Raw genomic sequence first — 23,104 nt, forward strand, 5'->3', positions numbered from 1 at the left:
GGCTGCGCTACGGGGTGATCCGATACGCGGGCACTGCTCCGGGACGAGAGCGGCGCTCTCGCCCCGGAGCAGTGGTTCCGCAGGGTCAGACCTGCGGGCCGGCCGGGTCGGAGAACCCGGGAGCGGTGTTCAGCTGGTGCGGCGCGGCCGGGGCCGCGGGCGCGGACGGCGTGGTCGGCGTCGGGTGCAGCAGCTTCTGCTCCGCGGCCCAGGTCCACACCTCGAGCAGGGCGTTGGGCACCAGCCGCACCAGGTGCGAGGGCGCGTAGTAGCTGTAGCCGTAGTCGAGCCGCGCGTTGTTGTGCGCGTCGACGGTGGCCTCGCCGGTGGCGGTGGCCGCGTGCGAGACCAGGCCGGTGTGGCTGGGCGTGCCGTTCGGGCCCAGGTAGGTGACGACGATGTCGCCGGGCTGGGCCTCGCTCGGCTGGTCACCGACGTCCTCGCCGATGCCGCTGTCCATCAGGTAGGCGTAGAGGTTGTTGTACTGCGGCAGTTCGGAGATCAGCAGCAGGTCGTAGACCTTGCCGTTGGGCGCCGTGTAGTCGAAGTAGTCGCTCTGCGGGTCGTTCGGGCCCAGGCCCGGGATCAGCCCGGCGGCGGCCAGCGCCCGGGCGACGAACTCCGCGCACTGGTAGTTGGGCTGGGCGTCCCCGAAGGCCACCGGGGTGCTGTCGTTCCAGGCCGTCCAGTTCCAGTGGCTCTCGGCGAACTGCACCTCCAGCGCGCGGGAGACGACGTCCGTGTCCAGCTGGGCCCGGACCGCGTGGGCACGGGTCGCCGACGGCTGCGCGGCGAAGGAGGTCCCGGCCAGGGCGGGCACCCCGGCGCAGACCAGACCCGCGACCAGCGCGGTGGAGGCCAGCCGCCTCCGAAGGGCATGCGTCACTGTTGCTTCCTTGCTCTCACGCCCCCGGCGGCCTCGAGGGCCCGGCAGTGCTGCGCCGCAGGGGACGAAGGTCAGTTGATCACGGCCCTCACCCGCCTACACTCCCGCGCCTGCAGAAAGGTTGCAGTGCGAACCGACCTACTTTTCCGTCCGCCCGGCCGAGTTCACGGCGCGTCAGCCGCGACCGGCCCGGCGGCCTCGGCCGCGCCGCCGCCGACCGCCACCGGCACCGCCGCCGCCGTCCGGGACGGGGCCGCGTGGGACGGCTGCGGGGCGCGGCGCTCCAGCGCGCCGGAGACCACGGCCACGATCAGCGCCGAGCCCGCCATCGCCGCTCCGACCCAGGCCGGAGCGGCGTAGCCGAGGCCGCCCGCGATGACCAGGCCGCCGAGCCAGGCGGCCAGCGCGTTGCCGAGGTTGAAGGCGCCGATGTTGACGGCCGAGGCCAGGGTGGGCGCCCCGGAGGCGTGGTCGAGGACCCGCTTCTGCAGCGGCGGCACGGTGGCGAAGCCGAGCGCGCCGATCAGCGCGACCGTGACGGCGACGGCGGCCTTGTTGTGCACGGCCAGTCCGAACAGCGCCAGGACCAGGGCGAGGCCGCCCAGGGTGGTGTAGAGCATGGGCATCAGCCGCCGGTCGGCGTAGCGTCCGCCGAGCAGGTTGCCGCCGACCATCCCGAGGCCCAGCAGCACCAGCAGCCAGGTAACCGAGGAGGGGGCGAAGCCGGCCGCGCGGGTCATCGTCGGCGCGATGTAGGTGATGGCGGCGAAGACCCCGCCGAAGCCGAGGACGGTCATCGCCATGGCGAGCAGCACCTGGGCGCTGCGGAAGGCGGCCAGCTCGTGCCGGAGCCGCACGCCGCCGGTGCGCGGCAGCTCGGGGACGAGGGCGGCGATGCCGATCAGGCCGAGCACGCCGAGCGCGGCGACGCCGTAGAAGGTGCTGCGCCAGCCGAGCGCGTCGCCGACGTAGGTGCCGAGCGGGACGCCGACCACGTTGGCGACGGTCAGCCCGGTGAACATCAGCGCGATGGCGCGGGCCTTCTTCTGCGGGGCGACCAGGTCGGCGGCGACCACCGAGCCGATGCCGAAGAACGCCCCGTGCGCGGTCGAGGCGAGGATGCGCCCGGCGAGCAGCACGCCGAAGCTCGGGGCCAGCGCGGAGAGCAGGTTGCCCGCGACGAACAGCCCCATCAGCAGGATCAGCATCCGCTTGCGGGGGACGCGGGTGCCGAGGACGGTCATCAGCGGGGCGCCGACCACCACGCCGAGGGCGTAGCCGGTCACCAGCAGGCCGGCGGTGGGGATGGACACGCCGAAGTCGGTGGCGATGCCGGGGAGCAGCCCGGCCATCACGAACTCGGTGGTGCCGATCCCGAAGGCCCCGATGGCCAGGGCGAGGAGCGCGAGCGGCATGGGAGTGAGCCTCCAGTGTGTTGCACAAGTCGATTACAAGCGTCCACAATACTTGCAGACGCTCTTTACTTGCAAGCGCCGTATATTTCGACTGCGCTCTACCCTGGTGGTACGCAGTCCGCAGGAGGAGGAACCATGACCGCCGCTACCCCCACCGGAACCGGCCTGGCCCAGGGCTGGTGCGCCCTGTCGCTGCTGCACGGGACGATCGAGGCGCAGGTCGAGCGGGCGCTGCAGGCCGGGCACGGGCTCAGCGTGCGCGAGTTCTCCCTGCTCGACGTCCTCAGCAGGCAGCACAGCGGGCCGGGCGGCCACCTGCAGATGAAGCAGGTGGCCGACGCCGTCGTGCTCAGCCAGAGCGCGACCACCCGCCTGGTCACCCGGCTGGAGGATCGGGGCCTGCTGAACCGCTACCTCTGCGAGACCGACCGGCGCGGCATCTACACCGACGTCACCCCGGACGGCCTGGCCCTGCTCGACGCCGCCCGCCCGACCAACGACACCGCCCTGCGCGCCGCCCTGGACCGGGCCGCGCGCAACCCCGACCTGGAGCCGCTCGTCCGGGCGGTGGAACTGCTGGGGCCCGGCTCCGACCGGCAGCGACCGCCGGAGGCGACCCGATGATCGGGGTGCAGCCGGTGACAGCGTAAGTTGACGACTCAACAGCGGAAGTCAGCGGAAGTCCTGTGAGAGGTCACACGTGCGCATCGCGTTCCCCGAGCGCCTCCGGGCGCGGCTGCGCCGCAGCCGCCGGTTCTCCGCCCTGGTCGCCGTGCTGGCGCTGGCCGTCGTCGGCCTCGGCGGCTACAGCGCGCTGGGCCGGGCACAGCCCGCGGTGCGGCAGGAGGTGCTCAGCGTCACCGGCGTGCCCGAGGCCGACGGCACCCCGGTCAAGCTCGACGCCACGCTGTACCTCCCGGCCGGCAGCACCCCCCGGCCGGCCGTGGTGCTGGCCCACGGCTTCGGCGGCAGCAAGGACGACGAAGCCGCCGACGCCCTCTACCTGGCCCGGCACGGCTATGTGGCGCTGACGTACTCCGCGCGCGGCTTCGGCCGCTCCGGCGGGCTGATCCACCTGGACTCGCCGCAGTACGAGGTGCGGGACGCCGAGCGCATGGTCGACCTGCTGGCCACCCTGCCGCAGGTGGTCAAGGACGGCCCCGGCGATCCCCGGGTCGGCTTCACCGGCCCCTCCTACGGCGGCGCGCTGAGCCTGCTGGTCGCCGCCTACGACCACCGGGTCGACGCCATCGCCCCGCAGATCACCTGGAACAGCCTGGGCGCCTCGCTGTTCGGGCAGTCCGCGAGCGGCGGCCGGGGGACGGCCGGGCCCGGCGTCTTCAAGAAGGCCTGGGCCGGTGACTTCTTCGGCTCGGGCTCCAGCACGCCCGGCGCCGCCCCCGGCGCGCCCGCCGACCCCTGCGGCCGGTTCGCCCCCGACATCTGCGCCGCCTACCGGACCACCGCCGCCGGGGACGGCACCCCTGCCCCCGGCCTGCTCGACCTGCTGGCCGCCTCCAGCCCGGCCGGGGTGCTCAATCGCGTCGACGCCCCCACCCTGCTGGTCCAGGGCGAGGACGACTCGCTGTTCGGCCTGGACCAGGCCGACGCCAACGCCCGCGGCATCGCCGCCCACGGCACCCCGGTCAAGGTCGCCTGGTACTCCGGCGGCCACGACGCGCCGGGCACCTCCGCCGAGACCGCGCAGCTGCGCTCGCTCACCCTGGCCTGGTTCGACCACTACCTGAAGCACCAGGGGCCGACCCCCTCGACCGCCTTCAGTTTCACCAAAACCGGCACCGACCTGTCGCTGGAGAGCGGCACCGTCAGCGACTCCACGCTCACCGCGCCCGGCTACCCCGGGCTGCCGGGCGGCGCCGCGCCCCGCAGCACCCCGGTCCGGCTGAACGGCCCGGAGCAGACCGTGCTAGCCCCGGCCGGGGGCTACCCGGCCGCCACCACCAGCCTGCCCGGCCTGGGCGGGACGCTGGCCCAGCTCGGCTCCGGCAGCCCGGCCCTGGGCGCGGCCCTGGCCGGGCCGCCGGACCAGCAGGCGGTGTTCACCAGCGCCCCGCTGGCCGGCACCGTCCACGAGGTCGGCGCGGCCTCGGTCGAGCTGCACGTCGGCCCGGCCACGCCCGGCACCGGGGACGCCACCCTTTTCGCCAAGCTGTACGACCTCTCCCCCGGCGGCCAGGCCGTGCTGCCCGAGCAGCTGGTGGCGCCGATCCGGCTGACCGGGCTGACCCCGTCCGGCACCGACGTCCGGGTGGCGCTGCCCGGCGTGGTCCACGACTTCCCGGCCGGGCACCGGCTGGAGCTGGTGGTCTCCACCACCGACCAGGCGTACCAGCTGCCGCAGGACCCGCGCGGCTACCGCGTGGCCCTGGCCGGGAGCAGCACGGTGGGCGTCCCGCTGGTGGCCGCCGCATCCGCCGACGGCGGCAGCACCGACCTGCTGTGGACCATCGCCGGGATCGCCGCCGCGCTGGTGCTCGGTGCGGTCGGCGCCTGGGTGCTGCGCCGCCGCAGGCCGGGCGGCGGCATCGACCTCGATCCGGAGCTGGCCGACGTCCCGGTCGCCATCACCGGGCTCGGCAAGGCGTACGGGGACGGCTTCCGGGCCGTCAGCGACCTCGGCTTCACCGTCGGCCCCGGGCAGGTGCTGGGCCTGCTCGGGCCCAACGGCGCGGGCAAGACCACCACCCTGCGGATGCTGACCGGTCTGATCTTCCCCACCTCCGGCGAGATCCGGGTCTTCGGCCACCGGATCGTCCCGGGCGCGCCGGTGCTGTCCCGGGTCGGCGCGTTCATCGAGGGCCCCGGCTTCCTGCCGCACCTCTCCGGCCGGGAGAACCTGGCCCTGGCCTGGGCCGCCACCGGCCGTCCCGAGGCCGACGCGGACTTCGCCGCGGCGCTGGAGATCGCGGGCCTCGGCAAGGACCTGGAGCGCAAGGTCCGCGCCTACAGCCAGGGCATGCGGCAGCGGCTCGCCGTGGCCCAGGCCATGCTGGGCCTGCCCGACCTGCTGATCCTGGACGAGCCCACCAACGGCCTGGACCCGCCGCAGATCCGCGAGATGCGCGAGTCGCTGCGCCGCTACGCCGCCACCGGGCGCACCGTGGTGGTCTCCAGCCACCTGCTGGCCGAGGTGGAGCAGACCTGCACGCACTGCGTGGTGATGGCGCGCGGGCGGCTGCTCGCCGCCGGGCCGGTGGACGAGCTGATCGGCGCGGCCTCCTCCGTGCACATCGACGTCGACCAGCCCGCGCGGGCGGTCGAGCTGCTGACCGGGCTGCCCGGCGTGCTGGCCGCGCGCACCGGCTCCGACGGCGCGCTCGTCGTCGACCTGGACCGGATCCGGCCCGCCGTGGCGGTCAAGGTCCTGGTCGAGGCCGGTCTCGCGGTCGACCGCATCGCTCCACGGCGCCGCCTGGAGGACGTCTTCCTCGACCTCGTCCACGAAGGGTGAACCCCGACATGCCCGCCCCTGATGCCGTGCCCGCCCCCGACGCCCGGCCCGCCGCCGACGCCGGGCCCGCACCGGAGCCGCAGCGCCCGCCGGAGCAGCCGCAGCGCGGCGTCGGCCGGGGCAGCCACACCGGGCTGAGCAGCGCCGACAGCCCGCCGCGCGCCTCCGCGCCGCACGGCGGGGCACCCGGCTACGACCCGCGCCGGACGCTGCCGCTGCGGGTGGAGCTGCGGCGGCAGCTGGGCCGGAACCGCACCCGGATCACCCTGGGGCTGCTGGTGGTGCTGCCGCTGCTGCTGGTCGCCGCGTTCAAACTGGGCGGCTCCGCGCCCGACCGCAACGGGCAGGTCACCCTGGTCGACTTCGCCACCGTGGGCGCGGCCAACTTCGCGCTGTTCGCCGTCTTCGCCTCGTCCGGCTTCCTGCTGGTCATCGTCGTCGCCCTGTTCTGCGGCGACACCGTGGCCAGCGAGGCCGGCTGGTCCAGCCTGCGCTACCTGCTGATCTCGCCGGTCGGACGGGCCCGGCTGCTGCGCCGCAAGCTGACCGTCTCGCTGGGGCTGTCCGGTTTCGCCCTGGTGCTGCTGCCGGTGGTGTCGCTACTGGCGGGCTGGGCCGCCTTCGGCTGGCACCCGGTGCAGTCGCCGACCGGCGCCGGGCTGGGCACCGGGGCCGCGCTGGTCCGGCTGGCGATCATCGTCGGCTACCTCGCGGTCAGCCTGACCTTCGTCGCCGCCCTGGCCTTCTACGCCGGGGTCAGCACCGACGCGCCGCTGGGCGCGGTCGGCGGGACGGTGCTGATCGTCATCGTCTCCACCATCCTCGACAACGTCACCGCCCTGGGCGGGCTGCGGGACTGGCTGCCGACGCACTACGCGGACGCCTGGCTGGACGCCCTGGACCCGAGCGTCCAGTGGGACGCCATGCTGCGCGGCACGCTCTCCGCCCTGGTCTACAGCACCGTGCTGTTCGCCCTGGCCTGGCGGCACTTCCTGCGCAAGGACATCGTCAGCTGACGCGCTGCCCACACTCTGGACACCGGGCCCGACCGCCCGACCGGAGTGTTAGGCTCCGCCACATGCTGCGCACCGCCACCCTCGCCATGATGCGAATGATGCCCCCGGAACCGGAGGCGCTTCGCTAGCGAAGCGGTGTGCGCGCAGGACGCGACGGACCTCCGGAAACGGAGGTCCGTCTTTTTTGTTGTCCGCGATCCCCTGAACTCCCAGTGCCCTCCCGAACCCCCAGAAGGCGAAGAACCGTCATGACCCAGCGACCGGTCGTCTCCCTCACCGACTGCGCCGATCCCAACGCCCTGGCCCGCCAGTCCGCCAGGATCGCCGCGCTGTTCGGCGCCACGCCCAGCATCCTGCCGCTGACCGGGCCCGACCCGGAGGGCGCCGCCGCGCTCACCCTGCTCGACCTGCTGCGCGCCACCGACCTGGTCGGCGGCCCGACGCAGCCGACCGTGTTCCTGGTCAACATCGCCCCCAGGGACGGCCACTGGCCCAACGGCGTGCCGTTCTGCTACTTCCACCTCCGCGGGCACCTGGTCATCAGCACCCTGAACGCGCGGGTGCTGGCCCCGCTGCGCGGCTACCTGGGCGTGGAGGAGGTCCAGGTCACCGATGTGCGCGAGGTGGTCGAGGCCGCCGCCGGGCAGTGGGCCGGGCTGGCGCAACAGGAGGTCGAGGAGATCGTCCGCACCCAGTTCCGCAGCCTGTGGTACGTGCCGCTGCTGGCCCGCTGGCTGGTGGACGGCCGTCCGGTGCCCGCGCAGCCGCAGCCGCTGCCCGAGCCCGCGGCCGAGGAGGCGCACGTGCGGGTCGCCGTCGTGGACAACTTCGGCAACTGCAAGCTGGACCGGCCCGCCGCGCTGATCCCGGGCGGCACGGAGGGCGGCTGGCTGCTGCACAGCCCGCGCGAGGGCGGCACCGTGGAGGTGGGCCGCTTCGACCGGCTGCCCGACGTGCCGCACGGCCGACCCGGGATCACCACCGGCAGCTCCGGCGTCGGCTTCGCCGAACTGGTGGTGCGCGGAGGCTCCGCCGCCGACCTCTTCGGGCTGCGCGAGGGCGACCGGCTGCCCTGTCTCACCAGCTGACATGAGACCTGGGCGTTACCAGAAGGTAGCCGACCCGATTGACACCGCAGGTGACCGCCCGGAATGCTGAAACGCATGTCCGGAAACCGATCCCTGGTACGTCGCCGCCACGTTGACCACGCACGTTGCGCCGCCGACCTGTGTCGCTGAGCTGTACCACCGCCCGACCGGACGCCCACCGCCGGCGTCCCCGTAGTGTCCTTCCGGACTCCATCGCAAAGGAACCACCCGTGTCCCGTGCCCGCACCGCCCTTGCCGCAGCCCTGGGGAGCGCCGTCGTCCTGGCGGCCGCCGCCTGCGCGCCGCAGTCCACCGCGACCTCCACCGCCTCCGCCGGGGCGAGCTCCGGCACCGGAGCGAGCGCGGCTGCCGCGGCCTGCTCGACCAGCAGCCCGGACCTGTACAAGCAGGGCCAGTTGACGGTGGCCACCGACTCCCCCGCGTACGCGCCGTGGTTCGACAACAACGCGCCGTCCGACGGCAAGGGCTTCGAGAGCGCGGTGGCCTACGCCGTGGCCGCCAAGCTCGGGTTCGGCAAGAGCCAGGTCAAGTGGGTGGTCGAGCCCTTCGACAACTCCTATGCGCCGGGCGCCAAGAACTTCGACTTCGATATCAACGAGATCTCGATCACCCCGCAGCGGGCCCAGGCGGTGGACTTCTCCACCGGCTACTACACCGCCGACCAGGGCGTGTTGGTGCTGAACAACTCCAAGTACGCCAAGGCCGGCTCGCTCTCCGCACTGAAGGACGCCAAGATCGGCGTCCAGGTGGCCACCACCAGCTACCAGGCGGTGCAGGACGAGATCAAGCCGGCCCACGCGCCGAGCGTCTACAACACCACCAACGACGAGGTCAACGCCCTCCAGGACGGCCAGATCGACGCCATCGTCACCGACATGCCGACCGTGTTCTACCTGTCCAGCGCCGAGCTGAGCCACGGGAAGATCCTCGGCGCGTTCGGCTACAACGGCAGCTCGCCCGAGCAGTTCGGGCTGCTGCTGAAGAAGGGCAGCGGGCTGACCTCCTGCGTGGACCAGGCGATCGCCGGGCTCAAGTCCGACGGCACGCTCGCCCGGATCACCACCCAGTGGCTCTCGGCCTCGGCCGACGTGCCCGAGCTGAAGCAGTAAGCGGACGACGGTGGACCACGAAACCACGGCCGCGCTGGACCAGCAGGCCACCGCGCCGGACGCCGGGTACCGGCCCAGCGACCGGCAGCAGGAGCGCGAGCGGTTCCGCCGCGCCCGCAAGCGCCGCAACACCTGGATCGCCGCCCTGTGCACGGTGGCGTTCCTGGTGGTGGTGGGCGCGGCTGTGGTCGCGTCCCCCGGCTGGGCGCGGGTGCACAGCCTGTTCCTGGACAGCGGCGAGTTCCGCAGGACGCTGCCGGCGATCCTCCGGGGCTTCTGGCTGAACATCCAGATGTTCCTGATCGCCGAGGTGCTGATCCTGGTCCTGGGGCTGCTGATCGCCCTGGTCCGGGTGACCAGGGCGCCGGGCCTGCAACCGCTGCGGCTGGCCGCGACCCTCTACGTGGACGTGTTCCGCGGTGTGCCGACGCTGCTGCTGGTGTTCCTGATCGGCTACGGCCTGCCCGCGCTCCAGCTCCAGGGCACGCCCTCGCAGCCGTGGGTGCTCGGGGTGATCGCGCTGGTGCTGTCGTACGCCGCCTATGTCGCCGAGGTGTTCCGGGCCGGGCTGAACTCGGTGCACCCGGCGCAGCGCAACGCGGCCCGGGCGCTGGGGCTGAACGAGTCGCAGACGCTGCGGCACGTGATCCTGCCGCAGGCGGTCCGCAATGTGATCCCGCCGCTGTTGAACGACTTCATCGCGCTGCAGAAGGACACCGCGCTGGTGGCCGTCCTCGGCCCGCTGGAGGCGCTGCGGGTGGCGCAGATCAACGCCGACTACAACTTCAACTACACCCCCTACCTGGGTGCGGCGCTGCTGTTCATCGCCGTGACCATCCCGCTGACCCGGTACGCCGACCGACTGCAGCGGCGGGCGTCCCAGCGGCAGCGGGCGGAGGCGGCACGATGACCGAGGCACTGCTGCGGATCCGCGGCCTGCGCAAGCAGTACGGCTCGCGGCTGGTCCTGCGCTCGATCGACCTGGACGTCGCCGAGCACCAGGTGGTGTGCCTGATCGGGGGCTCCGGCTCGGGCAAGTCGACGCTGCTGCGCTGCGTGGACCTGCTGGACGAGGTCGACGACGGCACCGTGCACCTGGGCGGGACCGAGCTGACCGATCCGCGGCTGGACGCCAACGCGGCGCGCCGCCGGATCGGTGTCGTCTTCCAGGCGTACAACCTCTTCCCGCACCTGAGCGTGGTGGACAACATCACCCTGGCGCCGCGCCGGGTGCACGGGGTGCCGCGCAAGGAGGCCGAGGAGACCGCGCGGGAGCTGCTGGCCCGGCTGGGCCTGGCCGACAAGGCGCAGGACTACCCGGACCGGCTGTCCGGCGGCCAGCAGCAGCGCGCGGCGATCGCGCGCGCCCTGGCCACCGGGCCGGAGCTGCTGCTGTTCGACGAGATCACCTCGGCGCTGGACCCGGAGCTGGTGGGCGAGGTGCTGGACGTGGTCGCCGACCTCAAGCAGCGCGGGCTGACCATCCTGATGGCCACGCACGAGATGGGCTTCGCCCGGCACGCCGCCGACCAGGTGTGCTACCTGGAGGACGGCGTGATCCGGGAGCAGGGCAGCGCCGAGCAGGTGCTCACCGACCCGCAGCACGCCTCGACCCGGCGCTTCCTCTCCCGGGTGCTGGAGCGGTAGCGCCGGGTCCGGTCCTCTTCTGCTACGGGACGCTGGGCCGGGTCGGGGTGGTCTCCTGCTCCGGCATGGCGTTGCTGTCCGGCAGCGGGTAGGGGATGCCCACGTCGAGCGTCCCGGCCAGGGCGTTCAGCACCGCCTGCTCGGCCGCCGAGGTGTCGCCCAGCGAGACCGGGGGCAGCGGCGGGACGGCGGTGACCGGCACGGCCGCGAGGTTCAGCGCGCCGGTGAAGTCGCCGGTGGCGGCCCGCCGCCAGGCCGACAGGTTGGGCACCTCCACCCCGAAGCGGGTCTCGATGAAGCGCAGCACCGAGGTGTGGTCCAGCGTCCCGGAGTAGCGGTAGCCGCCCGCGCTGAACGGCGAGACCAGCAGCGCCGGGGTGCGGAAGCCCAGCCCGATGGGGCCGTCCACGCCGTCGGCCGCGGACGGCAGGCTGGTCAGCCACTCCCCCGGCGTGCCCGCCGGGGCGGTCGGCGGGGTCACGTGGTCGAAGAAGCCGCCGTTCTCGTCGTAGACGATGAACAGCGCGGTCTGCGCCCAGACCTCGGGGTTGGAGACCAGGGTGGCCAGCACCTGCTGGACGAAGTACTCGCCGTACTCGGGCGGCGCGGCCGGGTGCTCGCACTCGGCGACCGGCGGGATGATCCAGGAGACCGACGGCAGCGTCCCCTTGGCCACGTCGGAGCTGAAGTCGCCGGGGTAGGTGGGGGTGAGCGCGCGGCCGACCAGCTCCAGGCCGGTGACGGAGAACGGGTCGTTGTAGTTCTTGAAGTAGGGCAGCGGGCTCAGCGCGAACAGCCCCACCGGGTCGTTGTAGACCTTCCAGCTGACCCCGGCGGCGAGCAGCCGCTCCGGCATGGTCTCCCAGCTCAACTTGCCGTACTCGGCCAGGCGGTTGCCGAAGGTCTCCACCACCGGGCCGCCGGCCGCGCCCTCGGGGTCGATCGACGCGGACATCAGCATCAGCCGGTTCGGGTCGGTGGGCCCGAGCACGGAGCAGAAGTAGCCGTCGCAGACGGTGAAGGCGTCGGCGAGGGCGTAGTAGAAGGGCAGGTCCTGGCGGGTGTAGTAGCCCATGGTGACCGGGCCGTTGGCGGCTCCGTCGGCGGCGAGGTGCGCGGAGACGAAGGAGTCCATCGCACCGCCGTTCCAACTGCGGTGCTGGGTGGCCCAGCTGTGGTCGATGTCGTTGGTGGTCTGGCCGTCCTCCAGCGGCGGGTCGCTGAGCAGGCGGAACGGCTGCAGGTAGCCGGAGGCGGAGGCCCCGGTGCCGGGCTGGTAGCCGAACTGGTCGAAGACCGGGTAGCTCCGGCCGCCCACGCTCTGCACCGGCGCGGCCGGGTCGCTGAAACCGCGGACGCCGGACAGGGTGCCGAAGTAGTGGTCGAAGGAGCGGTTCTCCTGCATCAGCACCACGACGTGCTTGATGTCGCCGAGCCCGGCCGCCGGGCCCGCCGAGGCGGCGAGGGCGGTGTCGATCAGCCGGGACTGGGCGGCGCTGGGGCGTCCCAGGACGCCGCCGCCGATGAGGGCGGCGGCTCCGGCCGCCGAGGCGCCGGTGAGCAGCCCCCGGCGCGACAGGCCGGGGCCGCGCCGCTCGCCGCCCTGTTCTCCGCCGTGCTGGTCGCCGCCCTTTTGGTCGCCGCTGTGCTGATCCTCGCTCACGGGAAGCCCTCCGCCATGGCGTTGCAGGAATAGGGAAATCATGGGCATGACAATGAACCCGGCGGAGAACCGGGCCGATGGCCGGGCCGCCCCCGGGGAGGCGTGCGTGCCCATTCTGCAAAGCCGGGCGGCGCCTGGGAAGCGTCTCGCGGACAGAGTTACCGACGAGTTCACGCGCCGGGCGACGCCCGCACACGCGGCTGCTCCCGTACGGCCACCCCCGGCCGCCGCCCGGCCGGGGGCCGGGCGAGGACCGTGCCGGCGGTCAGTACAGGCCCTCCGGGGCCGAACTCGTCGTCTGCAGCGGGCGGATGTTGGCGACGCCGTCGCTGGGCCACCGGTCGGTGGTGTGCCGCAGCGCCTGGTCGCGCTCCAGGATGTTCGGCAGGAAGAGATCCTGGTGCAGCACGGTGAGCCGCACCTGCCCGGCGGCGCCCGGCTCCACCACGGTGGACCAGTCGTCCTTGCGCACCACCGCCATGGTCACCTGCGGGTAGTTGGGCGCGTAGGCGATCAACTCGCCGTTCCCGGACACCTCCAGGCAGGCGGCGTTGCCGAAGGTGTTGCCGTAGGTCAGGCCGCAGACCCCGCCGTGCAGGGCGGCGCTGAAGGCCCGGTACATGCCCGCGCTGATCTGGGTGCCGCTCAGCCGGACCCCGTCCAGGGCGGCGACCAGCCCGGGCTCGCGCTGCCGCAGCGCCTGGAACAGGGCCGGGGTGGTGTTGACGTACTGCACCCGGCCCTGCCGCAGCACGTCGGTGATCTGCTCCAACAGGTGGTCGGTGTAGTCGTTGACGTCGGCCAGCCGGCCGGCGCGGATCAGCCGCTTGACCCAGCGCGGGTCCATGTCGACCGCGTACACCTGGCCGGCGTACAGCTCGGAGACCTCCCAGACGCCGTGGCCGATCAGGTGCGGCCCGGTGGGGGTGGCCTGGAGCCAGGCCCGGCCCTGGGCGAAGCCCTCCTGGGCGAAGGACCAGCGGCGCCACGTGGCCCGGTGCAGCAGCATGTCCGGGGTGTAGAAGACCCGGCAGGGGGTGCCGGTGGTGCCGCCGGTGTCCCAGACCCGGCCGGCCAGCGGGCGCGGCACGCCCTGCGGCACCAGCTCCGCCGGATCCAGCCGGCGCAGGACGTCCACCGGGAACGGCCCGAAGGCGCCGAGCTGGTCGTACCGGGTGATGTCCCGGGGGTCGAAGTCCAACTGCTCGGCGCGGCGCAGCCAGTAGCGCGCGCCGGTCTCCGGGTGGAAGGTGCGCCGGACGACGCTGCGGCACCATTCGTCCAGGTCGGTGTCCAGCCAGGCGGCGATCCGGGCCTCGGCCGCCGCGCCGGTGGCATCGGCGGTTCCGTCGGCCCGGGCGGCCCCGGCGGCGTCCGGCGTGGCGGAGGTGAGCGGCGCGGTCATCGCCGCGCCCGGGCGCCGGAGACGTCGATGCCCAGCTCGTAGGCGGTGGTCAGGGCCTGCTGGACGTGGTTGGGATGCTCGATGTGGACGACCGGGAAGGGGAACGCCAGGATCCCCTCCGGGATGGACGGCCCCATCACCAGGCCCAGCTCCACGCCCTGCTGCTGCATCCCGGTGTAGACGTCGACCAGGCTGATCGGGTCCGTCGCGTTGCGCTGGAACAGGTCGCGGACCTCCTCGCCGGTGGTCAGCACCTTGCGCTCCAGGCAGGACAGCAGCGGCAGTTGGGGCGCCGAGAAGGCCATGGCGTCGATGCTGGGGGCCATGAAGTCGCGGTAGCGCCGGCGCAGCGGCGAGTGCACCGCGATGGTCCGCCCGGGCAGCGGGACGACCGAGCCCGGCGGCACCTCGGCGGCCAGCCGGTTCAGCGCCTCGGCGTAGCCGGCCAGCATCAGCACCCGCTGCGAGCCGTCGGCGGTGGGGCCGAAGTCCCCGGCCAGGTAGACGCCCGGGCTGCCCTCGCCGGGGTGGGCGGGCGCGCCCTCGCCGCAAGCGCCGAAGGCGATGGCGATGCCCTGCTCGGGCTCGCCCTCGGGCGGCTCCGGCGTGTACCGGGAGTGCGCCAGCATCTCGAACAGCTCCTTGCGCTCCACCGCCCCGGCGAGGCAGCTGGCGGCCATCGCCCCGAGGCTGAGCCCGCCGATGGCCGAGGGGTGCAGGTCGAACTGCGCCAGCACGTCGTGCACGGCGACGGCCAGCGCCGCCTCCCGCACGGTGCCGACGCTCTGGCGCTCTTCCTGGGCGTCCGGGAGGTCCTCGTCCAGGATCTGGCCGACCGTCAGTCCGGTCCACTTCGCCACCTGCGCGTACCAGTCCCGTACCACCGGGTACGCCTGGTACAGCTCGACGCCGTGCGGCTCGGTGCCGACGCCGCCGCCGAACAGATAGCCCAAGGTCATGACGGCCCCCATCTGGTGATCGGGAAGGAAAGGAATGGGTGCGACGCCTGTGAAAGGGGCGGCAAATGTGCCGCGGAACTGTCCCGGCCGCAGCGCCACGCTACTACGGCGACTGTCGGCCTGTCAGCGGAAAGGGGAATCCCGGGGGTGCCGGGAAAGCCCCGGCAATGTGTCGCGCACCGCGCTATCGAGGCGATAGCGCGGTCTGGGACCATGCCCGCGACGATTGTCCATTCGCTTACGAAGGTAATGCCATCCGCTATTCCACGAAGTCGGCGACGACGCGCGGCGGCCACACCCCGACGCCGAGCACCCCGGCCGAGTGCGCCCGGGACACCAGCGCGGCCCGGTTCGGCACCTGGAACTGACGCAGCATCAGCCCTATGTGGTACTCGACGCCCTGGCGGCTGAGGAAGAGCGCTGCCGCCAGCTCCGCAGTGGAGGCCCCAGCCGCCACCCCCTCCAGGATGCAGGCGTCCAGCGCGGTCAGCCGCTCGGTGAAGGCGGACGCGGTCTCGCCGTCGCCGTGCCGTGCCCGCCTGCGTGCTGGGCGCTTGCGGGGCTGCTCCGCCCGGGTCGGGCAGGAGGGCGGACCCTCGGCGGGGATCGCCGACTCGGCCATCGGGCGGACCGGTTTCGAACCGTGCAGCAGTGTCATGTCCCACACCGCCTTCCCCTGGTGTGCGTGACCTGGTGTGCGTGAGTGGTCGCGCCGAACGCCGCGCCGCGGCCCCACGGCATTGCCGGGAGCCGTTCAGCGCGCGTCGGAGCGGCCGGTGATGATCCGTCAGCCGAGCGGCACGATGTCCGTGAAGTGGTCGACCAGCACGGCCGTCACCTCCGCCGGGCGGCTGGTCAGGTAGAAGTGGCCGCCCCGGAACACCTTCAGATCGAAGGCGGCGGAAGTGTGGCCCTTCCACTCGCGGGCCTCGTCCACCGTGGTGCGCGGATCGCTGTCGCCGGTCAGCGCGGTGATCGGGCACTCCAGCACGGTGTCGGGGTCGCCCCGGTAGGTCTCCACCGCGCGGTAGTCGCTGCGCAGCGCCGGGAGCACCATCCGCAGCAGTTCGTCGTCGGCCAGGACCTCCTCCTCGGTGCCGCTCAGGGCGCGCACCTCAGCCACGATGCCGTCGTCGTCCAGCAGGTGGACGCTCTCCCGGCGGGTGACGGCCGGTCCGCGTCTGCCGGAGACGAAGAGGTGCTCGATCAGCAGGCCGGAGCGCTCGAAGCGGCTTGCCACCTCGTAGGCCACCAAGGCGCCCATGCTGTGGCCGAAGAAGGTCAGCGGCAGGCCGACCCACGGGCGCAGCGCCTCGAACACCCCGTCCGCCAGCTCGCCGATGGATCCGGCGCACGGCTCGGTCCTGCGGTCCTGCCGACCGGGGTACTGGATCGCCAGGACGTCCACCCGGCCGGTGAGTTGGGCCGAGACCGGAAAGTAGAAGCTCGCCGACCCGCCGGCGTGCGGGAAGCAGACCAGTCTGCGGGTGGCCGCCGGGGCGGGGTGGAAGCGTCGGACCCACAGTCCGCTGCCCGCGGGGGAGGAAGTCATGTCGCCCGGTCGTTCCCTTCTCAAACGGACCCCGCCACCGGAGCACCTGCGGTTCGAGGTCGTCGGATCGCCCCCCGTACCGGTCGGATCACAGCGCCCGCCGAAAGGGCGGGGCGCCGACCGACCGGAAGAAAACGGGCACGGTGTCTCTCAGAGTGCCATGCCGATTGGATTGTCAGCAAGTACACAAAGGAATTTCGGACGCCGGTGCCCGGCATGTGGCTCATTTCCGCGAATTCAACGGCCGGACCGCACCGGGCCGTGGCGCGCGGCGGGGCCCCTGGGATTAACTTGACGATGATTCAGGAAAACCGCGCCCGGCCCCGCCGCAGCCATGGCAGTGACGGAACGGATGCCGCATCTACTGACAATACGGTCAAAGCTCTCCCACGGGACGCCCAAACGTGTCATGAGCCGAACGAGGATGCTCTAGGGATATGCCTAGACATCTCCGCGCGTCGTTGACCGGGGCAAATCCGCCCAAGATGCTGGAAGCACCGCTGGCCACCGGCAGCCGGCGGACGGGCGGACCGCCGCGCGGCCCGTTCCGCCGCCGATCCACCACGGCGAACAGGGCGATCAGGACGACATGGGGAGTCCGTTGAAATTCTTGCTGCTCGGCCCGCTTTCCGTCCGTCTCCATGCACGGGAGGTGCACGTTTCGGCCCCCAGGCAGCGCGTGGTCATGGCCACGCTGCTGCTCAACGCCAATCACGTGGTCTCGGTCGACCGCATGGCGCGGTACGTCTGGGACGGCGCCCCACCGCCCAGTGCGGCCGCGACGGTGCGCACCTACGTGATGCGGCTCCGGCAGGCCCTGGGCGAGCAGGCGGGGGCGCGGATCGTCACCCGGGCGCCCGGCTACCTGATCGCGCTCACCGAGGAGGAGAGCGACCTGGGCCAGTTCACCGCGTACCGCCGCCGGGCCGCCTGCCGGGCCGAGTCCGGGGATCTGGAGGGCTCCTCCGCCGAGCTGGCCAAGGCACTGGAGCTGTGGCGCAACGACCCGCTCGCCGACATACCCTCGCAGACGCTGCACGACGTCGAAGGCCGCTACCTGCACGAACTGCGGCTGCAGACCATGGAGTTGCGCTTCGACGCGGAGCTGGCGCTGAACCGGCACGCGGAGCTCGTCCCGGAGCTGTGGCGGCTGGTCCGCGAACACCCGCTGCGCGAGGCGCTGGTGGGCCGGCTGATGCTGGCCCTGTTCCGCTCCGGGCGGCAGTCCGAGGCGCTGGACCTCTACCAGCGCACCCGTGCCCTGCTGGTCGAGCAGTTGGGCGCGGAGCCCAGCGCCGACCTGCGCGAGGTGCAGCGGCGGATCCTCGCCGACGAGGACCGCCCCCGCCCCGCAGCGGCGGCGCTGCTCCCGGCCGCGACCGAGCCGGCGCCCTGCTGGGACAACCCGGGACGCCCCCGCCCGGCCCAACTGCCCGCGGTGCTGCCGGTGCTCACCGCCCGCTCCGAGCAGCTGAACGACCTGCACCGAATCCTCACCGCACCCCAGCCGCCCACCGGTTCGGTGGCCACGGCCGTGGTCACCGGTCGCGGCGGCACCGGCAAGAGCGCGCTGGCGTTACGCGCCGCGCACGCGCTGCGCGGCAGCTTCCCGCACGGACAGCTCTTCGCCGACCTGGGTGCCGGGCGGCGCCCGCTGCCGCCCGGCACCGTGCTGTGCCGGTTCCTCACCGACCTCGGCGTGCCCCGCGCCGACATCCCGGCCGACCTGGCCGAACGCGAGGCCCTCTACCGCTCGCTCACCTCCGGCAGCCGCATCCTGGTGGTCCTCGACAACGCCCACACCAGCGCGCAGATCAGGCCGTTGATCCCCGGCAGCGGCGGCAGCAGGCTGCTGGTGACCAGCCGCCGCCGACTCGCCGACCTGGACGGCGCCTACGCGGTGACGGTGCCGCCGCTGGACGAGGCCGCCTCGCTGGAACTGCTGGGCAGCATCGTCGGCCAGGCCCGGATCGCCGCCGAACCGCAGGCCGCCCGTTCCGTGGTCACCGCCTGCGCCGGGCTGCCGCTGGCCATCCGGATCGCCGGGGCCCGGCAGTTGGAGCGCCCGCACCGCAGCCTCAGCGACCTCGCCGAACGGCTCAGCGACACCGGGCGGCTGCTGGACGAACTGCACACCGGCGACCTGGGCATGCGGCCCAGCCTCGACGCCGACCACACCGCGCTGCGCCGACACCCGGCAGGCGGGATCGACCCCGGCGTGGTCTTCACCGCCCTGGGCGCGACCAATGCCTCGTACACCTCGCGCAGCCGGGTCGGGGCGATGCTGCGCTGCTCCGAGGAGCGCGCGGAGGAGGCCCTGGACGCGCTGGTCGAAGCCCATCTGCTGCACCCGCCACGGGCAGGGCGCTACCGGCTGGACCCGCTGCTCCAGGCGTACGCCCGCGAGCACGCGCAGAGCGCGGACCTCGGCGAACTCGTCAGCCAGGCAGCGCTGTTCGGGGCTCAGGCCGCCCCGGTCACCCGGGTCGGCTGACGCGCCGAACCGCGCTGCGGCACCACACCGATCGTCCACCGTGCACACACCCGAGGGGAACCGTCCAGCCATGGCCCACCAGACCGAAGCCGGTGCCCAACTGCTCGACTACGTACGGCAGGTGTCGCTGCGCGACGACGACCTGCTGCGGGAGCTGCGGGAGGCCACCGCGGAGCTGCCCGCCGGAACGGCCATGCAGGTGATGGCCGAGGAGGGCCAACTCCTGGCACTGCTGATAGGGCTGATCGGCGCTCAGAACGTGCTGGAGATCGGTACCTTCACCGGCTACAGCACGCTGTGCATGGCCCGCGCACTGCCGCCCGGCGGGCAGCTGGTGACCTGCGACATCGAGGGCCGCTGGCCGGCCATCGGCGCCGACTACTGGAAACGCGCCGGGGTCGGGGACCGGATCGAGCTGCGGATCGGCGCAGCCGCCGACACCCTGGCCGGGCTGCTCGCGGAGCGCGGCCCGGGCAGTTTCGACCTGGTGTTCATCGACGCCGACAAGGCCAACTACCCCCACTACTACCAGGCTTCACTGGAGCTGGTGCGCAGCGGCGGGCTGATCGTGGTGGACAACACCCTCTTCTTCGGCCGCGTCGCCGATCCCGCCGCGCAGGATGCCGACACCCTGGGCGTCCGCGCGCTCAACTCGGCGCTGCGGGACGACCCCCGGGTGGAGCTGTCGCTGCTGGTGATGGCCGACGGCATCACCCTGGCCCGGAAGCTCTGAGCCCGCAGGGTTCGGGGCCCGGCGGTGAGCGATCGGCTCGCCGCCGGGCCTCCCTTCTGTCTGCCGGTTCCGCACCCCGCCCGGTCGGAGGGCGCGGATCGGCCCCTACCGGTCGGCCGTGCCCAGATCGGGTGCGTCCAGCCGGATGGTTGCGGACACCGCCTGCGCGGTCGGCACCAGGTGCAGGCGCTGGAGTCCGTCGGTTCGGGTCGGCTCGGCCGAGGCGGCACCGGCTGTGCTGCCGGGGGCGTCTGTCGGGGAGAGCCGGACCGTGCAGGGGCAGGTCTGGTCGTCGAACCCGGCGAAGCGGTAGGCGATCTCCATCATCCGGTTCCGGTCGGTGGGCCGGAAGTCGGCGACCAGGTGCACCCCGGCCCGGGCTGCCTCGTCGGCGAGCCAGCTGAGCAGGGTGGCGCCGACGCCGTAGGAGACCACTCGGCAGGAGGTCGCCAGCAGCTTCAGGTGCCACACCTGCGGGTGCCGCTCCAACAGGACCACGCCGACAGCGCCGTGCGGCCCGAACCGGTCGGTCAGCGTGACGACCAGCACCTCGTGATCCGGGTCGGCGATCAGCGAGCGCAGCACGGCGTCCGGGTAGTGCACGCCGGTGGCGTTCATCTGGCTGGTGCGCAGGGTGAGTTCCTCCACCCGGGACAGCTCGTCGCCGGTGGCGCGGCCGATCCGCATCACCAGGTCGAGCGAGCGCAGGAACTCCTCGTCGGGCCCGGACGCCTCGGCCCGCTCGGCCTCCCGGCGGAACCCCGCCTGGTACATCTCCCGGCGTCGGCGCGAGTCCACGGTGCTGGTCGCGGGTGTGAACTCGGGCAGGTCCAGCAGCGCCAGGACCTGATCGGCCGGGTAGACCCGGACGTCGGGCAGATGGAAGGCGACCTCGGCGCGCTCGGCCGGACGGTCGTCCACGAACGCGATGGTGGTGTGGGCGAAGTTGAGCCGCTCGGCGATCAGCCGCACCGACGCGGACTTCGCGCCCCAGCCGATCTGCGGCAGGACGAAGTACTCGGCGAGGCCGAGGGCCTCCAGCCGGGCCCAGGCGTGGTCGTGGTCGTTGCGGCTGGCGACGGACTGCAGGATGCCCCGGGAGTCCAGCTCGACGACGACCTTGCGCACCTCCTCGGCCAGCCGCACCTCGCCGTCCTCCAGCAGGGTGCCCTGCCAGAGCGTCTCGTCCAGATCCCACACCAGGCACTTGACCGTGGCGCCGCTCATGCCGTCCCCCCTTCCACGGGCCGGACGGCCCTGCTGCCGACCGCTGACGTGCTTGCGCTGACGGCGTGTTGAGCGAGCATCAGCTGGCACAGCTCACTGCTCCCCTCGATGATCTCCATCAGTTTGGCGTCGCGGTACGCCCGGGCCACCGCGTGGCCGTCGCGGGAGCCCGCGGAGGCGAGCACCTGCACGGCGGCTGCCGCGCCGGAGGCGGCCCGGGCGGCGCTGACGTGCTTGGCCAGGACCGTCGCCACCACCTGGTCCGGGGAGCCCGAGTCCCAGCAGCGGCTGGCGTGCTCGCAGACCCGGCTGGCGACCTGCTCGGCCGCGTACAGTTCGGCCAGGTGGCGGGCGACCAGCTGGTGGTCGGCGAGCGGACGGCCGAACTGCTCGCGGGAGGCGGCGTGGCCGGTGGCCGCCGCCAGGCAGGCCCGCAGGATGCCGACGCAGCCCCATGCCACCGACATCCGGCCGTACGCCAGGGCGGTGGTGACCAGCAGCGGCAGCGGCAGGCCGTAGCCGCCGAGCACCTGCCCGGCCGGCAGCCGGACCGAGTCCAGCCGGACGTCGGCGTGCCCGGCCGCCCGGCAGCCGAGCGGATCGGCGATCCGCTCCACGGTCACCCCCGGCGCCTCGGCCGGTACCAGGACGGCAGCGGCGCCGTCCTCGAAGTGCCCGAACACCAGCAGCAGATCGGCGTAGTGGGCGGCGGTCGCCCACGTCTTGCGGCCGTCGACCACCACCGAGCCGCCGTCGCGGCGGATCACCGTGCCCATCGCCGACAGGTCACTGCCCGCCTGCGGCTCGCTGAAGGCGACGGCCGCCAACTCCCCGCCGGTGAGCCGGGCGAGCCAGTCGGCCTGCTGCTGCCCGGTGCCGAAGCGCTGGATCGTCCAGGCCGCCATGCCCTGGGAGGTCATCACGCTGCGCAGGGAGCTGCACAGGCTGCCCACATGCGCGGTGTACTCGCCGCCGAGCAGGCTGCTCAGGCCCCAACCGCCGTACGGGACCGGGACTTCGGCGCACAGCCGACCGTCCGCGCCCAGCTCGCGGAGCATGCCCAGCGGCAGCAGTCCGGTGCGGTCCCACTCCCCCGCCCGGTCGCCGACGCGTGCGCTGACCGAGGCGACGGCCTCGGCGAGGTCGTCACCCACCGAGGCCCTCCTGTGCGTCCGCCTGCCGCAGCCGGTGCACCAGGGCCGCCATCAGCCGCACCGTCCGGAAGTTGTCCAGGCGCAGGTCGGCGCCGCGGACGGCGATGCCGTACGCCTGCTCCAGATGGACGACGAGTTGCATGGCGAACAGTGAGGACAGGCCGCCTGCGCCGAACAGGTCGGTGTCGGCCTCCCAGGCGGAGCGGGTGTGCCCTTCGAGGAAGCCGAGCAGCTCGGTCTCGACCGGGTCGGGGGCGCCGAGCGGTTCGGCGAGCGGGGCGCTGTTCTGCGTGGTCATGGCAGTCTCCTCGATAGGTGTCGCGGGGTTCGCGGGCGCGGTGCGTGCTCTTGCGCGCGGTGGGCGTGGTGCGTGCGGTCAGCGGTAGTCGTAGAAGCCGGAGCCCGTCTTGCGGCCGTGGCGGCCCTCGGCCACCAGCCGCACCAGCAGGTCGCAGGGGCGGCAGCCTTCGTCGCCGGTGCGCTCGTAGAGGACTTGGAGCGAGTCGACGAGGTTGTCGATGCCGATCAGGTCGGCGGTGCGCAACGGCCCGGTGGGGTGCCCCAGGCAGCCCTGCATCAGGGCGTCCACCGCCTCGGCCGTGGCGGTGCCCTGCTGCACCACCCGGGCGGCGTCGTTGATCATGGGGTGCAGGATGCGGCTGGTGACGAAGCCCGGCGCGTCCCTGACCACCACGGCCTCCCGGCGCAGCGCGGCCAGCAGACCCACGGCCGCCTGCAGGGCGGCCTCGCCGGTCCTGGCACCGCGGATCACCTCGGCGGTGCGGATCAGGTACGGCGGGTTCATGAAGTGGGTGCCGATCAGCTCCTCCGGGCGCTGGACCGCGCCTGCCAGCTCGTCCACCGGGATGGAGGAGGTGTTGGTCACCAGCAGCGTGCCGGGTCGGGCCAGGGCGGAGACCTCGGCCAGCACCTTGGTCTTGGTCTCGGCGCTCTCGGTGACGGCCTCGACGACGGCCGTGGCCCGGGCGGCCGGGTCGAGGACGGTCCCGGTGGACAGCTCACCCTCGGGGACGCCGGGCGGCAGCGCGCCCATCAGCTGGGCCAGCCGCAATTCACCGGCGATCAGGCTGCGGGCCCGTTCGAGCCGTTCGTGGTCGACGTCGACCAGGTGGACCGGCAGGCCGTGGCCGAGGGCCAGGGCGGTGATGCCGACGCCCATCACACCCGCGCCCAGGACGGCGAGGGTGTGCGGCGGCGGGGTCGGGGGGTCGTGGCGCGGCGCGGTGGTCATCCGGCGCTCCT

The 23,104-nt window shown here is 73.2% G+C and carries 20 protein-coding genes; 9 read left to right on the plus strand and 11 right to left on the minus strand.

All coding sequences use genetic code 11. The features are described from left to right. Nucleotides 1–85: 85 nt before the first annotated feature. Entirely contained in the window at nt 86–886 is an 801-nt protein-coding gene (locus GXW83_RS18780) for an amidase domain-containing protein (protein WP_182444192.1), read from the minus strand. 164 nt (nt 887–1,050) lie between these two features. Next, nucleotides 1,051–2,301: an MFS transporter gene (locus GXW83_RS18785; RefSeq protein ID WP_182444193.1), complete on the minus strand. Its 1,251-nt coding sequence runs from the start codon at nt 2,299–2,301 to the stop codon at nt 1,051–1,053. 135 nt (nt 2,302–2,436) lie between these two features. On the opposite strand from GXW83_RS18785, the gene GXW83_RS18790 reads away from it, so the two are divergent. The 7 genes from GXW83_RS18790 (at nt 2,437) to GXW83_RS18820 (ending at nt 10,654) form a co-directional block, all read left to right on the plus strand. Further along, nucleotides 2,437–2,925 (plus strand): MarR family winged helix-turn-helix transcriptional regulator, encoded by a 489-nt coding sequence (locus GXW83_RS18790; protein ID WP_182444194.1) that lies wholly within the window; start codon nt 2,437–2,439, stop codon nt 2,923–2,925. Between the two features lie 76 nt (nt 2,926–3,001). Next, a complete protein-coding gene (locus GXW83_RS35095) occupies nt 3,002–5,773 on the plus strand; it encodes an alpha/beta fold hydrolase (RefSeq protein ID WP_182444195.1) in 2,772 nt (923 codons plus the stop codon). Nucleotides 5,774–5,781: 8 nt separating this feature from the next. Beyond that, nucleotides 5,782–6,789: an ABC transporter permease gene (locus GXW83_RS18800; RefSeq protein ID WP_225447091.1), complete on the plus strand. Its 1,008-nt coding sequence runs from the start codon at nt 5,782–5,784 to the stop codon at nt 6,787–6,789. 248 nt (nt 6,790–7,037) lie between these two features. Next, nucleotides 7,038–7,877: an SAM hydroxide adenosyltransferase gene (locus GXW83_RS18805; RefSeq protein WP_182444196.1), complete on the plus strand. Its 840-nt coding sequence runs from the start codon at nt 7,038–7,040 to the stop codon at nt 7,875–7,877. Nucleotides 7,878–8,107: 230 nt separating this feature from the next. After that, on the plus strand, nt 8,108–9,007 hold the full coding sequence (locus tag GXW83_RS18810; RefSeq protein ID WP_182444197.1) for an ABC transporter substrate-binding protein: 900 nt from the start codon (nt 8,108–8,110) through the stop codon (nt 9,005–9,007). A gap of 10 nt (nt 9,008–9,017) precedes the next feature. Further along, nucleotides 9,018–9,917, plus strand: coding sequence for an amino acid ABC transporter permease (locus tag GXW83_RS18815; RefSeq protein WP_225447092.1), 900 nt, complete (start codon nt 9,018–9,020; stop codon nt 9,915–9,917). Beyond that, nucleotides 9,914–10,654 carry an amino acid ABC transporter ATP-binding protein gene (locus GXW83_RS18820; RefSeq protein WP_182444198.1) on the plus strand — a complete coding sequence of 247 codons (741 nt, stop codon included), beginning with the start codon at nt 9,914–9,916 and terminating at the stop codon, nt 10,652–10,654. Before GXW83_RS18815 ends, GXW83_RS18820 begins: the two co-directional genes overlap by 4 nt. Before the next feature lie 22 nt (nt 10,655–10,676). On the opposite strand, the gene GXW83_RS18825 is transcribed toward GXW83_RS18820, so the two are convergent. The 5 genes from GXW83_RS18825 to GXW83_RS18845 form a co-directional block, all read right to left on the minus strand. Next, nucleotides 10,677–12,317, minus strand: a complete 1,641-nt coding sequence (locus GXW83_RS18825) for a phospholipase C (RefSeq protein ID WP_225447093.1) — start codon at nt 12,315–12,317, stop codon at nt 10,677–10,679. 265 nt (nt 12,318–12,582) lie between these two features. Beyond that, nucleotides 12,583–13,722, minus strand: a complete 1,140-nt coding sequence (locus tag GXW83_RS18830; RefSeq protein WP_225447094.1) for a long-chain fatty acid--CoA ligase — start codon at nt 13,720–13,722, stop codon at nt 12,583–12,585. After that, complete coding sequence (locus GXW83_RS18835) at nt 13,719–14,681, minus strand: ACP S-malonyltransferase (RefSeq protein ID WP_182444200.1); 963 nt, start codon at nt 14,679–14,681, stop codon at nt 13,719–13,721. The genes GXW83_RS18830 and GXW83_RS18835 overlap by 4 nt, the downstream gene beginning before the upstream one ends. 259 nt (nt 14,682–14,940) lie before the next feature. After that, the gene (locus tag GXW83_RS18840) at nt 14,941–15,339 is read right to left on the minus strand and encodes a LuxR C-terminal-related transcriptional regulator (RefSeq protein ID WP_225447095.1); all 399 of its coding nucleotides are present in this window, start codon (nt 15,337–15,339) and stop codon (nt 14,941–14,943) included. A 129-nt stretch (nt 15,340–15,468) separates the two neighbouring features. Further along, a complete protein-coding gene (locus GXW83_RS18845; protein ID WP_182444201.1) occupies nt 15,469–16,233 on the minus strand; it encodes a thioesterase II family protein in 765 nt (254 codons plus the stop codon). Nucleotides 16,234–16,822: 589 nt separating this feature from the next. On the opposite strand from GXW83_RS18845, the gene GXW83_RS18850 reads away from it, so the two are divergent. Beyond that, nucleotides 16,823–18,727 (plus strand): AfsR/SARP family transcriptional regulator, encoded by a 1,905-nt coding sequence (locus GXW83_RS18850; protein WP_225447096.1) that lies wholly within the window; start codon nt 16,823–16,825, stop codon nt 18,725–18,727. A gap of 70 nt (nt 18,728–18,797) precedes the next feature. Further along, nucleotides 18,798–19,460 (plus strand): O-methyltransferase, encoded by a 663-nt coding sequence (locus tag GXW83_RS18855; RefSeq protein WP_182444203.1) that lies wholly within the window; start codon nt 18,798–18,800, stop codon nt 19,458–19,460. A gap of 105 nt (nt 19,461–19,565) precedes the next feature. On the opposite strand, the gene GXW83_RS18860 is transcribed toward GXW83_RS18855, so the two are convergent. The 4 genes from GXW83_RS18860 to GXW83_RS18875 all read right to left on the minus strand — a co-directional run bounded on the left by GXW83_RS18860 (nt 19,566) and on the right by GXW83_RS18875 (nt 23,093). After that, entirely contained in the window at nt 19,566–20,687 is a 1,122-nt protein-coding gene (locus GXW83_RS18860) for an HAD family hydrolase (RefSeq protein ID WP_182444204.1), read from the minus strand. Then, on the minus strand, nt 20,684–21,841 hold the full coding sequence (locus GXW83_RS18865) for an acyl-CoA dehydrogenase family protein (protein ID WP_182444205.1): 1,158 nt from the start codon (nt 21,839–21,841) through the stop codon (nt 20,684–20,686). The genes GXW83_RS18860 and GXW83_RS18865 overlap by 4 nt, the downstream gene beginning before the upstream one ends. Beyond that, entirely contained in the window at nt 21,834–22,139 is a 306-nt protein-coding gene (locus GXW83_RS18870) for an acyl carrier protein (protein WP_182444206.1), read from the minus strand. The genes GXW83_RS18865 and GXW83_RS18870 overlap by 8 nt, the downstream gene beginning before the upstream one ends. Nucleotides 22,140–22,217: 78 nt before the next feature. Beyond that, entirely contained in the window at nt 22,218–23,093 is an 876-nt protein-coding gene (locus tag GXW83_RS18875) for a 3-hydroxyacyl-CoA dehydrogenase family protein (protein ID WP_182444207.1), read from the minus strand. Nucleotides 23,094–23,104 lie beyond the last annotated feature (11 nt).

This window comes from Streptacidiphilus sp. PB12-B1b (assembly GCF_014084125.1).
GTDB lineage: Bacteria > Actinomycetota > Actinomycetes > Streptomycetales > Streptomycetaceae > Streptacidiphilus.

What these genes read in the sequence shown, in the direction of transcription:
- GXW83_RS18785 (WP_182444193.1), bottom strand. Translation starts at nt 2,301, where the DNA reads ATGCCGCTCGCGCTCCTCGCCCTGGCCATCGGGGCCTTCGGGATCGGC.
- GXW83_RS18790 (WP_182444194.1), top strand. Translation starts at nt 2,437, where the DNA reads ATGACCGCCGCTACCCCCACCGGAACCGGCCTGGCCCAGGGCTGGTGC.
- GXW83_RS18800 (WP_225447091.1), top strand. Translation starts at nt 5,782, where the DNA reads ATGCCCGCCCCTGATGCCGTGCCCGCCCCCGACGCCCGGCCCGCCGCC.
- GXW83_RS18805 (WP_182444196.1), top strand. Translation starts at nt 7,038, where the DNA reads ATGACCCAGCGACCGGTCGTCTCCCTCACCGACTGCGCCGATCCCAAC.
- GXW83_RS18820 (WP_182444198.1), top strand. Translation starts at nt 9,914, where the DNA reads ATGACCGAGGCACTGCTGCGGATCCGCGGCCTGCGCAAGCAGTACGGC.
- GXW83_RS18830 (WP_225447094.1), bottom strand. Translation starts at nt 13,722, where the DNA reads ATGACCGCGCCGCTCACCTCCGCCACGCCGGACGCCGCCGGGGCCGCC.
- GXW83_RS18835 (WP_182444200.1), bottom strand. Translation starts at nt 14,681, where the DNA reads ATGACCTTGGGCTATCTGTTCGGCGGCGGCGTCGGCACCGAGCCGCAC.
- GXW83_RS18840 (WP_225447095.1), bottom strand. Translation starts at nt 15,339, where the DNA reads ATGACACTGCTGCACGGTTCGAAACCGGTCCGCCCGATGGCCGAGTCG.
- GXW83_RS18845 (WP_182444201.1), bottom strand. Translation starts at nt 16,233, where the DNA reads ATGACTTCCTCCCCCGCGGGCAGCGGACTGTGGGTCCGACGCTTCCAC.
- GXW83_RS18850 (WP_225447096.1), top strand. Translation starts at nt 16,823, where the DNA reads ATGGGGAGTCCGTTGAAATTCTTGCTGCTCGGCCCGCTTTCCGTCCGT.
- GXW83_RS18855 (WP_182444203.1), top strand. Translation starts at nt 18,798, where the DNA reads ATGGCCCACCAGACCGAAGCCGGTGCCCAACTGCTCGACTACGTACGG.
- GXW83_RS18860 (WP_182444204.1), bottom strand. Translation starts at nt 20,687, where the DNA reads ATGAGCGGCGCCACGGTCAAGTGCCTGGTGTGGGATCTGGACGAGACG.
- GXW83_RS18870 (WP_182444206.1), bottom strand. Translation starts at nt 22,139, where the DNA reads ATGACCACGCAGAACAGCGCCCCGCTCGCCGAACCGCTCGGCGCCCCC.
- GXW83_RS18875 (WP_182444207.1), bottom strand. Translation starts at nt 23,093, where the DNA reads ATGACCACCGCGCCGCGCCACGACCCCCCGACCCCGCCGCCGCACACC.